The sequence below is a fragment of the Bacillus sp. EKM420B genome (assembly GCF_011065565.1).
In the GTDB taxonomy this organism is placed as follows: domain Bacteria; phylum Bacillota; class Bacilli; order Bacillales; family Bacillaceae; genus Bacillus; species Bacillus velezensis.
In genome coordinates this window covers 90,058-110,636 of record NZ_JAAMNX010000007.1, presented here as the reverse complement: position 1 = coordinate 110,636, position 20,579 = coordinate 90,058, and the positions used below count along the sequence as shown (strand labels likewise).

20 protein-coding genes are annotated in these 20,579 nt (G+C 47.5%); 7 read left to right on the top strand and 13 right to left on the bottom strand.

Annotated elements, in window-relative coordinates:
- Nucleotides 1-7: 7 nt before the first annotated feature.
- Both tmrB and G9F48_RS18190 read left to right on the top strand, forming a co-directional pair.
- Nucleotides 8-601 (top strand): tunicamycin resistance ATP-binding TmrB, encoded by a 594-nt coding sequence (gene tmrB, locus G9F48_RS18195; protein WP_165409937.1) that lies wholly within the window; start codon nt 8-10, stop codon nt 599-601.
- A gap of 179 nt (nt 602-780) precedes the next feature.
- Nucleotides 781-1,065, top strand: coding sequence for an antimicrobial peptide LCI (locus G9F48_RS18190; protein ID WP_103527175.1), 285 nt, complete (start codon nt 781-783; stop codon nt 1,063-1,065).
- A 45-nt stretch (nt 1,066-1,110) separates the two neighbouring features.
- Here the strand turns inward: G9F48_RS18190 and nadE are convergent, their stop codons facing one another.
- Nucleotides 1,111-1,929: an ammonia-dependent NAD(+) synthetase gene (gene nadE / locus G9F48_RS18185; protein WP_076851423.1), complete on the bottom strand. Its 819-nt coding sequence runs from the start codon at nt 1,927-1,929 to the stop codon at nt 1,111-1,113.
- 134 nt (nt 1,930-2,063) lie between these two features.
- Nucleotides 2,064-2,660 (bottom strand): DUF1989 domain-containing protein, encoded by a 597-nt coding sequence (locus tag G9F48_RS18180; protein WP_165409924.1) that lies wholly within the window; start codon nt 2,658-2,660, stop codon nt 2,064-2,066.
- A 124-nt stretch (nt 2,661-2,784) separates the two neighbouring features.
- Here G9F48_RS18180 and G9F48_RS18175 point away from each other — a divergent pair, with 124 nt between their 5' ends.
- A complete protein-coding gene (locus G9F48_RS18175) occupies nt 2,785-4,113 on the top strand; it encodes an amino acid permease (RefSeq protein WP_165409923.1) in 1,329 nt (442 codons plus the stop codon).
- A 1-nt stretch (nt 4,114) separates the two neighbouring features.
- On the opposite strand, the gene G9F48_RS18170 is transcribed toward G9F48_RS18175, so the two are convergent.
- From G9F48_RS18170 to G9F48_RS18160, 3 genes are all read right to left on the bottom strand, one after another.
- Nucleotides 4,115-4,876, bottom strand: coding sequence for a YqcI/YcgG family protein (locus G9F48_RS18170; protein WP_128574906.1), 762 nt, complete (start codon nt 4,874-4,876; stop codon nt 4,115-4,117).
- A 64-nt stretch (nt 4,877-4,940) separates the two neighbouring features.
- Nucleotides 4,941-5,570: a LysE family translocator gene (locus G9F48_RS18165; protein ID WP_007409057.1), complete on the bottom strand. Its 630-nt coding sequence runs from the start codon at nt 5,568-5,570 to the stop codon at nt 4,941-4,943.
- Between the two features lie 63 nt (nt 5,571-5,633).
- Entirely contained in the window at nt 5,634-6,095 is a 462-nt protein-coding gene (locus G9F48_RS18160; protein ID WP_017419364.1) for a MarR family transcriptional regulator, read from the bottom strand.
- Nucleotides 6,096-6,209: 114 nt separating this feature from the next.
- Here G9F48_RS18160 and G9F48_RS18155 point away from each other — a divergent pair, with 114 nt between their 5' ends.
- Nucleotides 6,210-7,742 carry an MDR family MFS transporter gene (locus tag G9F48_RS18155; RefSeq protein ID WP_101562682.1) on the top strand — a complete coding sequence of 511 codons (1,533 nt, stop codon included), beginning with the start codon at nt 6,210-6,212 and terminating at the stop codon, nt 7,740-7,742.
- A gap of 41 nt (nt 7,743-7,783) precedes the next feature.
- Here the strand turns inward: G9F48_RS18155 and G9F48_RS18150 are convergent, their stop codons facing one another.
- The 4 genes from G9F48_RS18150 to G9F48_RS18135 all read right to left on the bottom strand — a co-directional run bounded on the left by G9F48_RS18150 (nt 7,784) and on the right by G9F48_RS18135 (nt 13,230).
- Nucleotides 7,784-8,737 (bottom strand): L-lactate dehydrogenase, encoded by a 954-nt coding sequence (locus tag G9F48_RS18150; RefSeq protein ID WP_064107323.1) that lies wholly within the window; start codon nt 8,735-8,737, stop codon nt 7,784-7,786.
- A gap of 270 nt (nt 8,738-9,007) precedes the next feature.
- Nucleotides 9,008-10,987: an alpha-amylase gene (gene amyE, locus G9F48_RS18145; RefSeq protein ID WP_165409922.1), complete on the bottom strand. Its 1,980-nt coding sequence runs from the start codon at nt 10,985-10,987 to the stop codon at nt 9,008-9,010.
- A 229-nt stretch (nt 10,988-11,216) separates the two neighbouring features.
- On the bottom strand, nt 11,217-11,705 hold the full coding sequence (locus G9F48_RS18140; RefSeq protein WP_064107321.1) for a DUF6773 family protein: 489 nt from the start codon (nt 11,703-11,705) through the stop codon (nt 11,217-11,219).
- Between the two features lie 91 nt (nt 11,706-11,796).
- Entirely contained in the window at nt 11,797-13,230 is a 1,434-nt protein-coding gene (locus G9F48_RS18135; protein ID WP_165409921.1) for a YfcC family protein, read from the bottom strand.
- A 134-nt stretch (nt 13,231-13,364) separates the two neighbouring features.
- On the opposite strand from G9F48_RS18135, the gene G9F48_RS18130 reads away from it, so the two are divergent.
- Nucleotides 13,365-14,486, top strand: a complete 1,122-nt coding sequence (locus tag G9F48_RS18130; RefSeq protein ID WP_165409920.1) for a M20 peptidase aminoacylase family protein — start codon at nt 13,365-13,367, stop codon at nt 14,484-14,486.
- A 32-nt stretch (nt 14,487-14,518) separates the two neighbouring features.
- Here G9F48_RS18130 and G9F48_RS18125 read toward each other — a convergent pair whose 3' ends face one another.
- Genes G9F48_RS18125 through opuAA form a run of 3 tightly spaced genes read right to left on the bottom strand, consistent with a single transcriptional unit; the run spans nt 14,519 to nt 17,505 of the window.
- Complete coding sequence (locus tag G9F48_RS18125) at nt 14,519-15,400, bottom strand: glycine betaine ABC transporter substrate-binding protein (RefSeq protein ID WP_077721760.1); 882 nt, start codon at nt 15,398-15,400, stop codon at nt 14,519-14,521.
- Entirely contained in the window at nt 15,400-16,248 is an 849-nt protein-coding gene (gene opuAB / locus G9F48_RS18120; RefSeq protein ID WP_003156639.1) for a glycine/proline betaine ABC transporter permease subunit OpuAB, read from the bottom strand. Before opuAB ends, G9F48_RS18125 begins: the two co-directional genes overlap by 1 nt.
- Nucleotides 16,249-17,505 carry a glycine/proline betaine ABC transporter ATP-binding protein OpuAA gene (opuAA, locus tag G9F48_RS18115; RefSeq protein WP_016936830.1) on the bottom strand — a complete coding sequence of 419 codons (1,257 nt, stop codon included), beginning with the start codon at nt 17,503-17,505 and terminating at the stop codon, nt 16,249-16,251.
- A gap of 285 nt (nt 17,506-17,790) precedes the next feature.
- Here opuAA and G9F48_RS18110 point away from each other — a divergent pair, with 285 nt between their 5' ends.
- Together G9F48_RS18110 and G9F48_RS18105 are read left to right on the top strand one after the other, a co-directional pair.
- Entirely contained in the window at nt 17,791-18,093 is a 303-nt protein-coding gene (locus tag G9F48_RS18110) for an ArsR/SmtB family transcription factor (protein WP_094247261.1), read from the top strand.
- 68 nt (nt 18,094-18,161) lie between these two features.
- Nucleotides 18,162-19,325: an MFS transporter gene (locus G9F48_RS18105; protein ID WP_064107319.1), complete on the top strand. Its 1,164-nt coding sequence runs from the start codon at nt 18,162-18,164 to the stop codon at nt 19,323-19,325.
- Between the two features lie 30 nt (nt 19,326-19,355).
- Here G9F48_RS18105 and niaP read toward each other — a convergent pair whose 3' ends face one another.
- Nucleotides 19,356-20,558, bottom strand: a complete 1,203-nt coding sequence (gene niaP / locus G9F48_RS18100; RefSeq protein ID WP_165409919.1) for a niacin permease NiaP — start codon at nt 20,556-20,558, stop codon at nt 19,356-19,358.
- Between the last annotated feature and the right edge of the window lie 21 nt (nt 20,559-20,579).

Below are 20,579 nucleotides of genomic sequence, written 5' to 3'. Positions count from 1 at the left end.
TATCATGATGATCATTTGGATAAATGGGGCTTTCGGTTCCGGAAAAACACAAACAGCGTTTGAACTGCACAGAAGACTGAAACCGTCTTACGTATATGATCCTGAAAAGATGGGGTTTGCGATGCGTTCGATGATACCGCCGGATATCGCTGAAGATGACTTTCAAAGCTACCCTCTGTGGCGGGAATTCAATTACAGCATGCTTTCCTATTTGTCAGATACATATCAGGGCATCATCATTGTGCCCATGACCATTACGAACGATCAATACTTCCATGACATTATCAGCAGGCTGAGACAGGATGGCCGGACCATTCACCACTTTACCCTGCTGGCTTCAAAGGAAACATTGCTGAAACGCCTGCGCACCAGAGCGGAAGGAAAAAGCTCCTGGGCCGCAAAACAAATCGACCGCTGCATCAACAGCCTGTCTGATAGCCTCTTCACAGAACATCTCCATACAGACCAAATGTCTATTCAGCAGGTCGCAGAAACGATCGCTGCCCAAGCAAATCTGCCTATTGAGCCTGATTCGAGAGGCAGCCTTCGAAGATTCACCGACAGATTGACGGTGAAGCTGAATCATATCCGTATCAAATAAAAAAACGTTTTGAAAACATGTCCCTGATCCATGCAAATGGATCAATAAATAAAAAGTCCCTCCGAAGGGATGTTTTTTCAATTTAAGAAAAAAATTTTAGAAATAAAGAAGGAATTATATGGATAATCATCTAATTATTAACACTGTAATACATTTCATTTGAAAAGGGAGTGTTCGAAATGAAATTCAAAAAAGTGTTAACCGGTTCTGCGCTGTCTCTTGCCTTACTGATGTCTGCCGCTCCTGCCTTTGCCGCATCACCAACAGCATCTTCATCCGTGGAAAATAGCCCAATCTCAACGAAAGCAGATGTTGGCATTAATGCCATCAAGCTCGTTCAAAGCCCTGACGGCAATTTCGCTGCTTCTTTCGTTTTAAACGGAACAAAATGGATTTTCAAAAGCAAATATTATGACAGCAGCAAAGGGTATTGGGTAGGGATTTATGAAAGTGTAGATAAATAAAAACGATAACAAAAACCTCCCTTTCAAAAGGGAGGTTTTTTCATTCTATTTCCACCAATCATCAAACATTGATGCCGGCACCTGGCGCTTGTGCTCCGTACTGAGGTAGCGTTTTTCCAGCGCCTCAATCACTTCGGAAGAAACGTCCTTGCCTTCTAAATAATCATCAATGTCATTGTATGTGATGCCGAGTTCGGTCTCATCCGTCTGCTGCGGTTTTTCATCAAGCAGATCGGCCGTCGGTAATTTCAAATAAAGGCGTTCCGGCGCGCCGAGCTCTTCTAATAAACGTCTGCCCTGGCGTTTCGTTAATCCGGTCAGCGGCAGCAGATCAGCGCCGCCGTCACCGTATTTCGTGAAGAAACCGGTCACCGCCTCGGCCGCATGGTCGGTTCCGATGACAAGCAGCCCTTCTTGTCCGCCGATGGCATATTGCGCGATCATCCTCATTCTGGCTTTTACATTTCCTTTGTTAAAGTCAGACAGCTGATCGCCCGTTTCTTTTTTGTACTGATCGGCGAACGCGCTGACAGCGGACTTAATATCAAACGTCCACGATTTATCAGGCTTAATGAATTTGAGCGCCAATTGGGCGTCATCCTCATCCTGCTGTGTGCCGTGCGGAAGACGGACGGCGATAAATTCCGCGTTTCCGCCTTCTTCTCTGATGCTTTCAGCCGCCAATTGGGCGAGGCGTCCCGCAAGCGTGGAATCCTGCCCGCCGCTGATGCCGAGCACAAAGCCTTTGGCACCTGTTTTTTTCAAATATTGTTTCAGAAAGTTCACTCTGTCCTCAATTTCTTGTTTCGGATCAATTGAGGGTTTTACATGGAGATCATTCATAATTTGTTTCTGGATGCTCATCCCGATCACTCCTCCTGCATTGTTTCTTTATGATTCATTTCCCGTTCATGCTGAAAATGAATCATGCCACTATGTACGACTCTTTGTTAAATATAGCACAGGTGCGGATTTTAAGTGAATCAAATACACCGGGATCAGCTGATTTCCACCCGCAGCGCCGTGATGCTGTCGCCGTTGCATTTTCCTTTTTCGATCGGACAGGATGAAAATGCGACGACGAGATCCATTTCCGCACGGAGCCGTACATAATCACCCGCGTCAGAAAGAGGCGTTTCGACTGATAAGTTTCCCTTATCATCGAGCACCGTGTTCATAAAGATGGCAAATGGGTAATGCATATGCGGCCGCGGCACCCCGAACGGTTCAAGCGCCCCGCTCATATTGTCATAGCACGTATCCTGGAGCTCGTCTTTATGCTTTCCGTATAAAAGCCTGTTCATATCCGGACGGCAGGCGGGAAGCAGCAGGTCGTGCTTGCCGACTGTATCTTCAATCAGCGTCAGCATCGGCTTGTATAAATTCGAATAAATATGATCACCCGTTTTTACATGAATAGACTGGTTGGCATCAATCGTCGCGCCCTGATCAAGATGTTCATAAAAGTCCTTGGCATGGTACGCCGTGAAGTCAGCCACCTGCTGTCCTTCCACATCGACGACTTTTATAATCTGCCCTTTGTGAACCTTCAGGCCGAGCCCTTTTTTCGGCGGTACGATAAATTGCTGTGTCATCAGACTGCTCCTTTTTTTCTTCTATTATGAACTCCGGCCGTTTGTTTCATGTAAAGCAATTTATTGGATGTATATTCCCCTTCTGACGGCCGCAATCTAAGCTTTGATAAAGGGGTTGAACTTCATGGGTAAATCACAGGACCAGCCTAAAGGAAATCTCGCTTGGTGGCAGCTCTCCTTAATCGGCGTCGGCTGCACAATCGGGACGGGCTTTTTTCTCGGGTCCAGCATCGCTATTGTCAAAAGCGGATATTCCGCACTGATCTCATTTCTTATTGCCGGGCTTGGCACCTATTTTGTCTTTGAGCAGCTCGCGAAGCTTTCGGCTAAACAGCCCGAAAAGGGGTCTTTTTGCGCTTATGCGAGAAAGGCTTTCGGCACTTGGGCCGGTTTCAGCAACGGATGGGTGTACTGGTCGTCCGAGATGCTGATCACGGGAAGCCAGCTGACAGCGATCTCGCTGTTTACGAAGCATTGGTTTCCGAATGTGCCGCTGTGGATTTTCGCCTCCATCTATGCGGTGCTCGGTCTTTTGATTATATTTACGGGGCTGTCCGTTTTTCAAAAAACGGAAAATGTGCTCGCTGTTGTCAAGACGGCGGCGATTTTTATGTTTATCGTGATCGCCATATTGGCGCTGTGCGGTATATTTTCTCATAAACCGGATGTGCAGGTGCCGAACGAATCAAAGGATTTGTTCCCGCTCGGAGCGATGGGGTTATGGACGGGACTGATTTATGCGTTTTACGCCTTCGGAGGAATTGAAGTCTTGGGGCTGATGACCGTCCACTTGAAAAAACCGGAGGAAGCCTCAAAATCAGGCCGGCTGATGCTTGCCGTACTTGCGGTGATTTATGTCGTTTCTCTCGGCCTGGCGCTGCTGTTAGTGCCGCTGGGCAAATTCACCGAACAGGACAGCCCGTTTATTACATCGCTGAAGGGTTTTCATTTAGATATCATTCTTGATATTTTTAACGGGATTTTTATTATTGCGGGATTTTCTACGCTCGTCGCCTCGCTGTTTGCGGTGACGACATTGCTTTGTACAATGGCTGATGACGGAGATGCGCCGAAATGCTTCAGATTAAAGGAAAACAAAAAAATCTGCTGGCCCGCGCTCGGATTGACGTTTGCCGGACTCATCGTCTCCATCATCCTGTCATTGGTGCTGCCGAAAAACATATATGAACACATGACAACCGCGGCGGGCCTCATGCTTCTGTATACGTGGCTGTTCATTTTGTTCTCGGGCAAGAAACTGCTTGAAACGACAAAGACGGGAACAGTACAGATTGTTATCGCCCTTGTGCTGATTGTCGCGGCCGTCTCCGGGACGCTGTTTGAGAAATCGAGCCGGCCCGGTTTTCTGGTCAGCCTTTGTTTTCTCGCCGTCATTGCGATCGTGACATGGATCGCACAAAAAAAGCAGGGACACAGCCCTGCCGGCTCATAGCTTATTTCGTCGGTTTAAACAGTCTCTTCAAATAAGAAAAGGGACACTTTGACACTTGGGTCTCATCATCACGGAGGAAATATTGCTTCCATTCTAAATTGTCTTTTCCTCCGTACCACCCCAATCGGGGATGAAGAGGGGCTTCATCATACGCCTCTAAGCGTTTTCTGATCAGCCGGCTCATGTTTCGTCCGAACGCGGTTGAATCATTTAATCCTTCGAAAATCCATCTCGGCTGAAACGCCAGCATAAAAAACGGGAAGCTTCTGCTTTGTCTCGCTTCATGCGCAGGCGTCGCGCACAGAATAAAATACGGTTCGCCGTCAAAGCAGAACTCCCATTTATAATGTTCAGGGTCTTCCGGCATGTCTTCCGGCCAGTCTTTCGGGTCGCAGCCGCTCAGCCGGTTTAAAAAAGACCAGAACAGCTCTTCATACGCCTCAACGGAATAATGCTCAGCTAAATCCTCAGGCGTATCAAAAATCACAAGCAGCGACGCGTATCTTCCGGTATTCCTTGAGATCTTTCCGTACTCTGACAGCAGCATCCCCACTTCCTCCGGGGTTCCCTCTTCGCGGGGATCACCCGCAAAGGATATCCGGAGCTGATCTGTCAAAAATCCCTGACGTCCGGGAATGCACGGAAACGTATCCGCTTTATCGCCTACTTTTTCTGATAGAAGCTCAAAAGCGATTCTCTGCCAATTTGGCAGATCCAATAACTTTTCCTCAAGGCAACTTTTTGTGTACAGCCCGCTTGCCATCGGCCCACCTCCAGTATCGTCATGATACGTTATGACGGAGATAGGCGATGGGTGACTCTTCTATTTATGAGATGAGCATTTGAATCCCCTGCCATCCGAAATAAAACCCGAAAACGATCAAAGACACACCCGCCGCTCCCGTCAGCCAGCGGAGCGCTTTTTCATGAAGGAGATTTCTGAAAGTGCTCGCGGCGACCGCCATGCAGAAATCCCAGATCAAAATGCCGAGAAGAATGCCGGAGCTGTAAATCAAAAGCTGATTTGCATCGAAGGATTCAGCGGTTTTGGCGAGAATGCTCCCGTATATGCCGAGCCAGAATAAAATGCTCAGCGGGTTGGAAAGAGAAATAAAAAAGCCCGCGCCGAATGTTTTGTAAAAAGCCGGTTTTCCTTTTCCGCTTCTGACATTCATCGCTTCCCTTATATTTTTTAACGTTTCGACTCCCGTGTAGGTCAGCACGAAAAAACCGAAGAGCCACAAAAACGTTTTTACAAAAGGAGCGGTCAAAAATTGAGACAGCCCGAAATAGATCAGAATCATATACAGCCCGTCCGCGGCCATAGCGCCGAGACCGAAAATCCATGCATGCCAAAAGCCGTTTTTGATGCCTTTGTCAATTTGCGCCGCATTGACCGGTCCGACAGGTGCTGACAATGACAGCCCGAGAACGATGTAGCTTAAAAAGATGTTCATTGGCTTCCCCCTCATTCATGCAACTTGTACAAGTTATTCATGAATGGGCCGTGCTATGATACATTATTTTAATTTCTCAAGCTCGTCTTCCATTATGTCCGTCACTTTTCCTAAAAAATCGAATATCAGCCGCAGTTCTTCTTCTTTATATTGCCGGCAAAGGCTGATCGTGGACTGGGATAAGGAGCTGAACAATTGCTTCACATTCGCTTTTCCGGCTGTCAGCGGCACGATGATCACACGCCGTTTGTCTTCGGGGTCTTTTTTCCTCATGACATATCCCGCTTTTTCGAGCCGGTCAATGAGCGCCGTTACCGAACCTGTGCTGAGGCCGGTTTTTTTCCCAAGCTCGCCTGCGGTCATCGGGCCTGCTTCATTTAAGATATCAGCTGATTTCAAATCGGTCGGAAACAGACCGAGAGATTGAGCGGCGGCCTGATGAAAAAGGATCGTTCTTGTGGCCATCTTCCGGAATAACTGTATCGCGGTTTCCTCCGTCTCGCTTCTGGTATTTCTTGTTGACAACTGACAGGCCTCCCTATAAAATCAATTTATCTTGACGATCAAGATAATTTTCGGCAAATCTAATATGATCATAGCAAATTTAATGATCAAAAGTAAGTATGGGAGGAAAAAAGCATGGAACAAACAGCCGCGAAGGACGCCACGACAAAGTTTGTCGTCATCGGTCTTTTGCTGGGCATTTTAATGTCGGCTATGGATAATACAATCGTTGCCACTGCGATGGGAAATATCGTGGCGGACCTCGGAAGTTTCGATAAGTTCGCGTGGGTGACGGCATCATACATGGTAGCCGTTATGGCCGGTATGCCGATTTATGGAAAACTGTCCGATATGTACGGACGCAAACGTTTCTTTTTATTCGGTCTTATTCTTTTCTTAATCGGATCTGCATTATGCGGAATCGCCCAAACAATGGATCAGCTCATTATTTACCGCGTTATTCAGGGAATCGGCGGAGGCGCGCTGATGCCGATCGCCTTCACGATCATTTTTGATTTATTTCCGCCGGAAAAACGCGGAAAAATGTCGGGCATGTTCGGTGCCGTTTTCGGCCTTTCCAGCGTTCTCGGGCCGCTTTTAGGCGCGCTCATTACCGACTCCATCAGCTGGCACTGGGTGTTTTACATCAACGTGCCGATCGGTATTTTATCATTGTTTTTCATTCTTCGTTATTATAAAGAATCCCTTGAACACAAGAAGCAGAAAATCGACTGGGCCGGCGCGATTACGCTGGTGGTTTCCATTGTCGGTCTGATGTTCGCCCTTGAGCTCGGCGGAAAAACGTATGATTGGAACTCCGTGCAGATCATCGGTCTGTTCGCTGTGTTCGCCGTGTTCTTTATCGCCTTTTTTATCGTGGAAAGAAAAGCGGAAGAACCCATTATCTCATTTTGGATGTTTAAAAACCGTTTATTTGCCACGGCACAGATTCTGGCGTTCCTTTACGGAGCCACGTTCGTCATTTTAGCGGTGTTTATCCCGATCTTCGTTCAGGCTGTGTACGGAAGCACCGCGACAAGCGCGGGCTTTATTTTGACGCCGATGATGATCGGTTCTGTTATCGGAAGTATGATCGGCGGAATTTTCCAGACGAAAGTGCGGTTCCGCAATTTAATGCTGATTTCCGTGGTCGCTTTCTTTATCGGAATGCTGCTGCTTTCCAATATGACACCGGATACGGCGCGTACGATGCTGACGGTATTCATGCTGATCTCAGGATTCGGCGTCGGCTTCAACTTCTCACTGCTGCCGGCTGCGTCCATGAACGATCTGGAGCCGCGTTACCGCGGAAGCGCCAACTCAACAAACTCGTTTTTGAGATCATTCGGTATGACGCTCGGTGTGACGATTTTCGGAACCATCCAGACGAATGTGTTTACCAACAAGCTCACAGATTCATTCAGCGGCATGAAAGGAGCGGGCGGCGCGATGCAGAACATCGGAAATCCGCAGGACATTTTCCAGGCCGGCACGCGCGCTCATATTCCGCCGCACATTCTGGATCGCATTATTGACGCCATGTCGCAAAGCATCACATATGTATTTACGCTTGCGCTGGCGCCGATCGTCATTGCGGCCGTTACCATTTTGTTTATGGGAAAAGCGAGAGTAAAAACCTCTCAGGAAATGGCGAAAAAAGCGAATTAAAAAAAGCAGTACATGGCGTTTGTCATGTACTGCTTTTTTGTTTACTCTGCGAAATGCGGAGCGAGAATATCTTTCAGCACGTTTGCGCTGCGGCTGAATTGAGCCTGTTCTGTTTCATTCAGCTCAAGTTCCGTCACGCCTGCGATGCCGCTCCGATTGACGACGGCCGGAACGCCGATAAAGACGTCGTTTACACCGTATTGGCCGTCCAGATATGTGCTGACGGTTAAAATGCTGTTTTCATTACGCAAAATCGCTTTTGTGATGCGGGCAAGGCTCATCGCCACTCCGTAATATGTCGCGCCTTTTTTCTCGATAATATGGTAGGCCGCATTTTTCACATCGTCAACGATCTGATCCAGCTCGTCCTGTTTGTAAGCTGCATTTTTCTCCAGCAATTGCTGTACCGGCACTCCGCCGATATTGGCGTGACTCCATACAGGAAGCTCGGTATCGCCGTGCTCACCGATAATGTGGGCGTGTACGTTTTGCGGAGCGGCGCCGAAGTATTCACTCAGCATATAACGGAATCGCGCAGAATCCAGTGTCGTGCCGCTGCCGATGACGCGTTCTTTCGGAAGGCCGCTGAATGTCCATGTCGCATAAGTGAGAATGTCGACCGGGTTTGTGGCAACGAGGAAGATGCCGTCAAATCCGCTTGCCATTACTTCACCGACAATGTTTTTAAAAATGGCGAGATTTTTTTCGACCAGCTCAAGTCTCGTTTCGCCCGGTTTTTGATTGGCTCCGGCACAGATGCACACGATATCGGCATCCTTGCAATCCTCATATGTGCCGTAAGACGTTTTGACCGGATGAGGCGCAAATGCCTTTCCGTGATTTAAATCCATGACATCGCCCATGGCTTTTTCTCTATTTACATCAATGATCACAAGCTCATCTGTGATCCCTTGGTTAATTAACGCAAATGCATAACTGCTTCCAACAAAACCTGCTCCGATTAATGCTACTTTGTTCACTCGTTCGTTCATCATGTATGCTCATCCTCCAGTGTTTCGTGGTGTCTGTTTTTAACTTGTGAAGTATTTCACATTTATATTGTGCAACACTTCACAAACTTTTGCAAGAGAAAAGTTTGATTTTTGGACAAAAAAATATCGGTGATGGTTTCCAGATTGTTGACAACATCCTAAAACGGAACCGTTTTAGGATGTTGTCATCTTTTCAGCGTGATTGAAAACGCGCTGTCCTTTTCCCAGAAGCGAGGGTTTGCCGGCACGCTGATGTGATGATGGCCCTATCCATTAATGCGGAAGATAACCGTTTAAACCGGAGTTGTTATACAAACCATTCTGCACATAATCAAAGCCGGGCTGGTTCTGTCCGGGCACTTGGGCGCTGCCATTGTTAAAAATCACTTTGGCATTGGCCGTATCCGCATTCGCAGGCAGCGTCAGCGTGTAAATTCCATTTGCATTCTTAGTCATTGCTTTCCCCGGCCACGATCCGGTTAATTCTATGGCCCTGCCTCCATCATGTTTGTAAATATAAGCATTTACCTGGCCCCAATGATCCGGATTTTGATAGCCAATGATGTTGGTTTGGGCCGGGTCTTTTTTGACAAACGTGTATTCTTGGGTTCTCTCTGCACCCTCGCCGTTCGTTCCGGTTAACTTGATGTTGTATGTCGTGCCGATTGGATCTCCTTTCCCGATCGTTAATCGGTCTCCATCCTTAAATGCTGTCTGCTGCCCATTATTGATTTGGTAAACGGCTTTTGTTGTTTTCGCATTTGCACGCAGGGTGACCGTCAGCTGATCATTGAAAGAATAGACTGCCCCCGTTTGGTAATTCTCAAGAAAGACCTGAGGCGCATTTCCAATATCATCGGGATAAAGAACAGCCGCGGATCTGGCATTGATCGTACCTGTCAGTTTGCCGTTCGCCACTTGAAATGAACCGGCGCCGGCCCTATTATCATACCTGCCGTCAGGCAATTTCGTTGAAGTATTGACGGTGACAGAAGACGATCCCGCATTAGCCAGCACAACGCCTTTTGAGCCGCGCTGATTCATAAATATTTGATTGTTCCCATTCGGATTCGAGAGTTCCTCAGGCTGCCCGGCCATTACATTGTGAAATTGATTGACCGCAGTGATCGCCTGATCTTTAAATAAGGCGCTCCCGCGATCTCCTATTTGACTTTTTCCGGGAAATCTTATACCGTTTCCTCCGCCCTCAGGTCTGGAAAAGAAAAGAGGCGTGCTTCCTGAGCGGGAACCAATCACTGCCCAGCCTAAACGGATATCGTCATCACTCATCCATGTGGACTCTTCCTCATCATTGGCATACGTATCATGTGATTCCACCCATGTGACTAACTTGTCCGCAGACACGTCAGATGCATAATGGGAGATATTCGACACACTCAGATTACGGTTCTTTAAAGCGGATCTGATGGAATGCCCATAGTTAGAAGCCGTCACATTCATATAATTCGCATAAGCAGTATCTCTGGACGCGCTGTCTTGCAGGATTTCTCCGTATTGGAACTCCGCCGATGTATTTGTGATATTCGGCCAAAATCGGCTGCCGTAATTCCCATCATCCGGAAGCTCTATATGCTTGGCGGCATCATAGCGGAACCCGTCTGCTCCGTCATTCAATGCTCTTTCCAAGAAACGTTTCAGATAGGCCTGCACCTCAGTATTCTGTGTATTCCAATCATACAGCCCAAGCAATGAATTTTGAGTGACGTCCCACCTGTCCGACCAATTTTTAATTTGTGTATTTCCATGGGTCCAGTTTGGAATACGCTTAATCTCGTCAGAAATCGCGGCGTAATCGCTGGTGGTATGATTGATAACCGCATCGACAATGACTTTTACGCCATACTTTTCCGCGGCTGCACACATGTCCTTAAATTCTTGTTCAGTGCCTAAGTAACGGTTGCCGATTTGGTACGATGTCGGCTGATACAGCCAGTACCAGTTCCTCATGCTTTTATCTCCTTGGTTCCCTTCCTTTACTTGGTTAATCGGAGACGTCTGAATGGCTGCATAGCCCGCATCACGAATATCTTTCATATTTTGTGTTAACGTATTGAACGACCAATTCCAGGCATGAAGGATGGTCCCGTTTTTGACCGATGACGCGGCCACCTCATTCGATTTGTTTGCAGTTTCAGCGTTCGCAGCCGCCGGGCCTGACAAAACCAAATGAAACAGCAATAAAAATCCGGCGAATAACGGCAGTAAAGAGGTTTTGAATCGTTTTTCAAACATTTTTGACACTCCTTATTTCATTTTTGAAGACTGACTGCGGAGTCAAAAATTCCTCTTACTCTTTCTTCAGCTCCTTTCAACTGTTGTGAAGACTGGAGAATTATGTTAACGCTTACATTTCAACTTATCACACTCTCTCTATCAAAGCAACGTGACAGAGTGAATTCAAATCTATATTCCTATCAATTAAAAAGACTTCCCGCTTTCAAACAAAAAAAGAAACCACCTGTCAGGATGATTTCTTTTTTATTTCTTTTATCGCTCTTCTGTAAGACAGCTTCACAATGACATACCGAAGCAAAAACAGAACGCCTCCGCAGACGATAAAAAGAAAGATCATTTTCAGCCAAGCAAAGAATGTATGGGGAAACCCCCTGTCGTACATCGTAAGCGCCGCCACCGCAAAAGTGACCGCAATTGAATCTATCCGCTGCTGCTTCACCCGCTTTTTCAGTTCTTCTTTGGTGTCTATTCTCGGCATGAGCATTCCCGACGCTCCCGCCCTGATGCAATAATAAACAATTATAATGAAGAAAACCGCCAAGCTTCCGGCCCATTCCCTAAACGGACAGTTCAGAACAAGTCCGCGTACGATGATGTCAAGCAAAGACAGTGTGCCCACAAGCATTCCGACTTCTGACCAAATCATTCGTTCTTTCTCTTTCACACTCTCACTCTTTCCATTCACGTTTGAAAGTCCGTTCCGTCGCTGATTCATGACTTCCTCCCGTACTATTAAGAATGGCTTACAACTCCCATTATATCTTGCCGATTCATAATGATAAACCGAAATATCATTGACAAAATGTTTAATAAGGACCCCAATTGATCAGGACGCCTATGCAGATAAACACGAGGCCGATGACAAACCAAATCAGCGCCAGCGGAATCATGAAGCGAAGCCACTTTACGTACGGAATGCCGCTGGCAGCCAGTACGGCCATCAGCACGCCGGAAGTCGGATTGACACAGTTTACGACGCCTTCTCCGAGCATGACCGCTTCAACCGCGACCTGTCTCGTGATGCCCATCAGATCGGCAAGCGGCGCCAAGATCGGAATAAATACGACCGCCTCCCCTGAGCCCGATGATATCAGAAAATGAAGCAGGGCGCTGGAAATATACATTCCGATTGCGCCTGCCATCGGGCTGAAACCGTGCAGCAGTGACGCAAGTCCATTGACTACCGTATCAAGCAGCTTTCCGTGTTCCAGAATAACGGAAATGCTTCTCGCCATTCCGACGATCAGCGCGCCGTAAACGAGGCCCTGACAGCCTGTAATAAACGTTTTTGCGATATCATTTGCCGCCATTCCCGCAATCAGGCCTGACACGATTGAGATAAAAATGAACACGGCGGCCATCTCTGAATCAGACCAGCCAAGAGTAAGCGCGCCGTATAAAAAGCCGGCAAGCGACAAAGCCGCGACAGCCAGAATCAATTTATGGCGGACGGTAAACGGGACTGGCTTGTCCTCCGGATCGGAAGCCTGCGGGGTTGAACCTGCCGCCGGAAACCAATCGTTCCCCAGCAGACTGGCGTCCTTTGCTTTTCTGAGCCTTCTCGTATACCGATAAATATATAAAATAGATGATAGCAGAAAACAAATGTAGACGGCAATCCGCAGGCCGATGCCGGAAAACAGCGGCAGCTCCGCGATGCTTTGTGATAACCCGAGCGGTGAAGGTGATAAAATCGTCGCGTTAAACCCGGCATAGCAGCCGATATAAATGACGGCCGCTCCGGCCACGGCGTCCCATTTCAGCGAACGGGCGACGATCAGGCCGATCGGAATAAAACCGATCACGGAATTAACGACGATGCCGGTTGTGCCGAGGATCGAAAATAGAGATCCGACAATTGCAATAAACAGCAGCTGTTTTGTGCGGAACGTACTGATGACATTACTGATCAATCCATTGATGGCGCCCGTTTTCTCCAAAATCGCAATGGTGCCGCCCGTAAACAGGATTAAAAAAATAATCGGCGCGGAACTTGTCATCCCTTCCTGAATCGCGGTAAAAAAAGCGATCGGGCTGACAGGAGACTGGTCTAAAGAATGATAACTTCCCGGGACGGCGGACGTCACACTGCCCTTTGTCACCCTGTCAAATTCCCCCGCGGGAACGATGTACGATGCTATCGCGCATAGTAAAGCGATAATGAACAGCAGCACATAAGCATCAGGCATCACAAACAATTTCTTCTTTTTCAATACAGGTTCGGCCTTCGGCACAGCCATAACATCACCATCCCGCTTTAAATTTATAAACTATTCAGAAAATACAGATATGTGCTATATTATATACAGACCGATTGCCTGTTTTCAATATCAAAAAATAAAAAACAGACAGCTTTTGAAGGAGGACTTACGGCATGAACAGACTCACAGCGCATGAAAAGCAAGTCATTATGGACATTTTTGACCACCTGCACACCAATCCCGAAGTAAGCTGGAAAGAATATCAAACAACTGAATATCTGACTGAAAAACTGAAAGAGGCCGGCTGCCGAATCCGTACGTTTGATGATTGCACCGGTGTTGTCGGCGAAATCGGAGAAGGCTCGCCCGTTGTGGCTGTCCGGGCGGATATTGACGCGCTGTGGCAGGAAGTGGACGGTGTCTTTCAGGCGAACCATTCATGCGGACATGATTCACATATGACGATGGCGCTCGGCACGATGATGCTTTTAAAGAGTCAGCCGAAGCTTCCGAAGGGCACCATCCGCTTTATTTTTCAGCCGGCTGAAGAAAAAGGCGGCGGAGCGCTGAAAATGATTGAAAAAGGTGTACTGGATGATGTTGACTTCTTATACGGCGTGCACGTGCGCCCCGTACAGGAAACGGCAAACGGCCGATGCTCACCGTCCATTCTGCATGGCTCAAGCCAGCATATAGAAGGCCTGATTATCGGAGAAGAAGCCCACGGCGCGAGACCGCATCTCGGGCTTAACAGTATCGAAATCGCCGCTCTTCTCGTCCAAAAACTCAGCTTCATTCATCTTGATCCCGGCATCCCGCATTCCGTGAAGATGACAAAGCTTCAGGCAGGCGGAGAAAGTTCCAATATCATTCCGGGAAAAGCATCGTTCAGCCTTGATCTCCGCGCACAAACCAATGCCGCCATGGAGAAATTAACCGCCGAAACCGAAAGAGCCTGTGAGGCGGCGGCTGCCGCATTCGGCGCAAAAATCGAACTGCAAAAAGAACACAGCCTCCCGGCAGCCGAGCGAAACAAGGAGGCGGAAGCCATCATGGCATCTGCGATCAGCAGCATTCTCGGAGAAGAACATGTGGATGAACCCCTTGTGACAACCGGAGGAGAGGATTTTCACTTTTACGGGTTAAAGGTGCCGAACTTGAAAACGACGATGCTCGGCCTAGGGTGCGGCCTGGAGCCTGGACTTCACCATCCCCAAATGACATTTGACCGAAGCGCCATCTTTACTGGCGTTGAGATATTAACGGCCGCCGTCCTCAAATCGTTTGAAGCATAAAAAAAAGCAGCCCGTTACAGGGCTGCTTTTCCTCACTTCTTCAGATCTTCAATTGAATTGACGTTTTTCATGTACTGAGGAACGACCAGACCCATCTTGACGCCTGTCAGACTCGTTCCTACATCTTCATATTTACCTTTATATTTAGACGCATATGCCTTATGGGTATTCGGAAGCCAAGCAGACAATGACGCATCCGCGCTGCCTGTCGCAATCGCAGTCCACATCGGTCCTGCCTCCACTTGCGTCAGCTTCACGTCATAGCCGAGGTCTTGAAATACTTTTCCGATTACATTCGTACTTGCGATTTCACTGTCCCATGCCACATAAGCCAGGTTGATTTTATCCCCTTTGACTTTATGGGCGCCTTTTGTCCATTGAGCCACTTGGTCTTTATGTTTTTTCACATATTCAGCTGCGGCTTTGGCCGGCTTTTCGCCTTCCTCAACGGCAATCATGACTTCTCCCATATCATCCTGCGTCCATTTGAACTGGCTGAGAACTTTGGCCGCGTTAGGCTGTTCCTTACTGAAGCCGGTTCTTGTAATCGTATGAATCTGCTCGGCAGTTCCGTACGTTTTTTTCGGATCATCAAGGAACTTCAGCTTGTATCTGGAGAACATCCAGTGCGGCGTCCAGCCCGTTACGATGATCGGCTTTTTCCGGTCATATGATTTCTTCAATGTCGCCGTCATGGCGGCACTTGACGCCGTGACGACATTCCAGTCTTTCAATCCGTAATCGTTCACGGCCTCATCCGTCAGGGCCATGATGCCCGATCCCGGATCAATACCGATAATGGTTTTGTTCACCTGGTCCGCAGCCGTTGCCTTACCATCAGTCTGCGACCCGCAGGCAGCCAAAGAAAGAGCCAGCGCAGCGGTAACGCCGACACCGATGATTTTCTTAAGCATCAGGCATTCCCCCTGCTCTTCTTCTTCACTTTAATGTTTTGCGTGATACGGTCGAGTGTAATCGCTACGATAACGATCGCGATACCCGCTTCCACTCCGACACCGGTTTTCAACTGTGTCACGGCGCTGTATACTTCAGAACCGAGACCCGGCGCACCGACCATGGCCGCGATAACGACCATTGACAAAGCAAGCATGATGCTTTGGTTAATACCGGCAAGAATTGTTTTTGTGGCAAGCGGAAGCTGCACCTTGAACAGACGCTGAGACGTCGTTGAACCGAATGCTTCCGTCGCTTCAATCAGATCAGCCGGAACCTGTTTAATACCGAGAACCGTCATGCGGATCGTCGGAGGCATCGCGAAAATAACAGATGCCACAACGCCTGGCACAACCCCGATATTAAAGAAGAAAATGGCAGGCAGCAGGTATACGAAAGCCGGCATGGTCTGCATTAAATCCAGAATCGGTGTGACAATGCGGCGAACCGTTTCTTTCTGAGACGCCCATATGCCGATCGGAACCCCGATAATAATGGAAATCAAAACAGATGTGACGACAAGCGCCAACGTTTGCAGCATCGGCGACCAATAGCCCAAATAATCAATAACAAGGAATCCGATTAACGTAAAGAGTGCAATTCCTCTCGTACTGATCCACCAAGCGAGAGCTGCAAAAATAACAGTCAATAAAATAGACGGGATGAAACCCAAACCGCTCACAATCGCGTTTACGAAAGCGGCCAAACCGTTTGAGATTCCGTCAAAGAAACCTCCGAACGTCATGGTAAGCCAGTCAACAAACCGGTCAACGATATCTGCTAACGGAATTCTAGGCAATCTGTCCATTTACTTCACCCCCTGAACAGAAGAATCCTGAGCTTGTTCAGCAGAATCTTCAACATTTATATAATCGTTATTTCCTGAAAGCGCGCCGATTAATGCGCCTTTTACGACAATGCCTTTCATGCGGTCCTTATCGTCCGTGACGGCGATCGGAATATTCGCATCAGACACGACATCGAAAATTTCCGTCAAGTATGTGCTTTCATGCACAGTCGTAAATTCAGTATTTAAAATATCCTGAAGCGATAAGTCGGATTCCACCGCTTTTTTCGCATCCGCCGCGTGAATGACGCCGAGAAGCTGTTTCTGTTTATCAACGGCGTAAATAGAAGAAATACCGAGATTCTTCATGAGCTGCAGCGCTACACGAGGCCCTTTGTCAATCCGCACGGTTTCAGCGCGCTTCATGATGTGGCCCGCTGTCAGAACTTTGGATAAGTCAACGTCCTCAACGAATTTCTCAACGTATTCATTGGACGGGCTCATCAGAATTTCTTCAGGCGTCCCGATCTGAACGATGTTACCGTCTTTCATCAGCACGATTCTGTCGCCGATGCGCAATGCTTCATCAAGATCATGCGTGATGAAGATGATCGTCTTGCCGACAGAGTCATGAAGGTCTAAAAGCTCATCCTGCATGTCTTTGCGGATCAGCGGATCAAGCGCACTGAAAGCTTCATCCATCAGAAGAATGTCAGGATCATTCGTCAATGCGCGGGCAAGTCCGACACGCTGCTGCATTCCTCCGCTGAGCTGATCAGGGAATTGGTGTTCAAAGCCTTCAAGACCGACAAGTTTAAGCGAATCAAGCGCTTTTTGCTCACGCTCTTTTTTGTCGACGCCTTGGAGCTCCAACCCGTATTCCGTATTTTCAAGAATCGTTCTGTGCGGAAACAGCGCAAATTTTTGAAAGACCATGCTGATTTTTTTCCGGCGCACTTCCCGGAGCTGGTCTTTTGACATATTTGTTATCATGTCACCATCAATATAAATATTCCCGGCAGTCGGTTCAATAAGCCGGTTTAACAGCCGAACTAAAGTTGATTTACCGCTCCCCGATAGACCCATGATGACAAATATCTCCCCATCATATACATCAAAGTTTGCTTGATTGACACCAACGGTTGATCCGGTCGCTTTCAGGATCTCTTTTTTGTTTTTTCCGCTGGACAGCATCTGAATGGCTTTTTTTGTCTGTTTTCCGAAAACCTTAGATACATTTTCGACTTTTATCTTAATTGGTTTCTCATCTACACTCATATTTTCCCTCCATATTAAGCAATCTTTATTAACGTAACATTTATGTAACATCCCCACAAACAGCATATTTCCTTTTATTCTGTACCATTTCTTTATAAACATCCCTGTGGCCGTTTGACCTTATTTATGCTTCTAAATACTCTGTTATACTCCTTTATGATTGTATTTTACAGGTGATATTTCGCTCACCTATAGTTGAAAGCGCTTTTAATGGAACTTAATTCCTCTCTTTTCTATAATTGTTCTCCTTTACTGGAAAAATAAGTTGCTTTTCCACCTCCCATTATGTATTATAGTTTCATGACTATGAAACAATCAGATGATCAAATCAGAGCCCAAATCTTTAAAGCACTGTCCGATGAATCGAGGCTTGCCATTATTCGTACGCTTTATTACAGCGGAAAAGAACTCAGCTGCGGTGAAGTAGGTGAAAAATGCGATATTGTCAAAACCACAGCATCCTATCATTTTAAAACGCTGCGGGAAGCGGGATTAACGGCAACCCGGAAAAATTCACGGACAAAATACGTCCGCCTGCGGGAAGACACATTTCAAACATACCTGCCCGGCTTTTTGGAAACCCTTTAACAAAGGGTTTTCTCTATACATATCTGTTTCATAGTTTCAAAATTATAAAACTATAGGAGTGATAACATTTGAATCGTATTTGGCTTTTCTTCAGTGTGATGTTTGTCATTGGCACGGATACTTTTTTACTTTCTCCGCTTCTCCCGCTTTTACAGAATCAGTTTCATGTCTCTACCGATTTGTCAGGCTGGATGGTCAGTGCTTATGCACTCGGTTATGCGCTATTCGCTTTCATTGCGGGTCCGATCTCAGACAGGCTTAACAGGAAAACAGTCATGCTGTGGGGACTTGCAGGCTTTATTGTATCCACGTTTTTATGCGGCATCGCACCCTCTTTTGCCGCCATGTGCCTGTTCCGTTTTGCCGCAGGCGTTAGCGCTGCGTTTGTGACGCCTCAAATTTGGGCGTCCATCCCTATCCTCGTCCAGCCTTCTCAGGTCATGAAAAGCATGGGGATTGCGACAGCGGGATTGGCCGCTTCACAAATGCTCGGACTGCCGATCGGAGGGTTTTTCGCTTCCTTTACATGGCATACTCCCTTTTTCGTTTTGTCAGCGTGCTCGCTTATTCTTCTATTGATCCTGGCAGCTGTTATGCCTGATATTCGACCTTCTGAACAAACAGCGCGCACGTCAATTGCCGCTCCATATCGGGAGCTGTTTTCGCTGCCGAAGACAGTGGTTATTTTGCTTGCCTATTTCCTCTTTCAAACCGGAAATTTCGCGTCGTTCAGCTTTCTCGGCACTTGGCTTTCTGCGGATTATCATTTAACCGTGTCGCAAATTGGCGCCGCTATGCTTGTACTCGGACTGGGAAATATGCTCGGAAGCCTGATCGGCAGCCGGATTTCAGAAAAGCTGGGCATGTTTAAAACATTGATCGGCGGCATGCTGCTGATGGGCGCTTTCTATTTCGCTCTTCCTTTCTTGCCTAACTTATTTTTTGTAGAAACAAGCTTTTTTCTCACGTTCTTTACAGCTGGCATCATCTTTCCGTTAATGATGGGTGTCTTTCAAGCCATTTCACCGAATGCGCGAGGAACTATCGCTTCCCTTTCCAATGCCGCTATGTATGCAGGTACCACTGTCGGCACATGTGCTGCAGGTTTTTTATATCAAAGCGCACACCATTTCGGAGCCGTCACAGGATTTACAGCCATTCTATTCATCCTGTCTATGACGCTCTACCAGACAACCGGGAATCGCCAATCCTCAGCCCGGGCGCACATGTAAAATAAGCACCTCAATCGCGAGGTGCTTTCCTTATTCAAGCTCAGTTTGTTTTGTTTCTTTCCCCATAATCAAAATACAAGCAACCGCGAGTAAGATTGCAATGCAAAAGATTGAAAAGATGACCGAAAACGAAATATGACGGGCTGCCAGGGTTCCGACGAGCAAAGGCCCGAAGATGCCGCCGATTCTTCCAAACGCTGCTGTCGTTCCTGAACCTGTTGCTCGAATCGCAGTCGGGTATTGCTCCGGGGTATAAGCATACAGCACGCCCCACGCACCGAGATTGAAAAACGATAACAGCATTCCAGCCGTAAGGAGAAGACTTAAGGAATCCGCCGTTCCGAAGAAATAGGCGCTTCCTGCTGTACCAATCAAGTAAATGACGAGTATCCGCTTCCGGCCCGCTTTTTCAATCAGCCATGCGGCAGAGAAATAGCCAGGTAGCTGAGCAAGCGTCATCAGCAGGACATATTCAAAGCTTTGAATCATGCTGAAGCCTTTCAGCAGCATGACACTCGGGAGCCATAGGAACATGCCGTAATAAGAAAACACCACACAGAACCAAACGATCGACAGCATCACGGTCGGCCGTATATACTGTCTTGCCCAGACGCTTTTTACATTCTCCCACACCGACCTCTTTTTGGCAGAAAGCGATTCATATTTCGGCGAATCAGGCAGACTCGTCCGCAGGTACAGCGCATAAAAAGCAGTCAGCGCAGTTAACAGAAGGGCAGCCTGCCAGCCGAAGCTTGGTATCACAAAGTAAGAAATCAAGGCCGCTGCGAGCCAGCCAATGGCCCAAAAGCTTTCCAAAAGCACAATCACTCTGCCCCGCTTTTCAGGCACAACCGCTTCCGAAACGAGTGTTGAAGCAACTGGGAGCTCTCCGCCAAGCCCCATTCCGATGACAAAACGAAGAATGAGAAATGCTGATAAGCTCGTTACAAAAGCGGAAATACCGCTTCCGATGGAAAAGCACAAAAGGGTAATGATAAACACTTTTTTGCGGCCGATTCGATCAGCCAGTAAACCAAACAAAAACGCACCCGCTGCCATACCGATGGAATTGACGCTTCCGATCCATTTCATTTGATCGGGTGTTAAATTCCAATCAGTGTGGAGCGCGGCGGTAATAAACGATAAAATTCCGACATCCATCGCATCAAACAGCCAGCCCATTCCGGCAATCGCCAGAAGTTTTCGCGGAGTGACGGCAGGTTGTTTGTTCATAGACAGCACCTCAAATCGAAA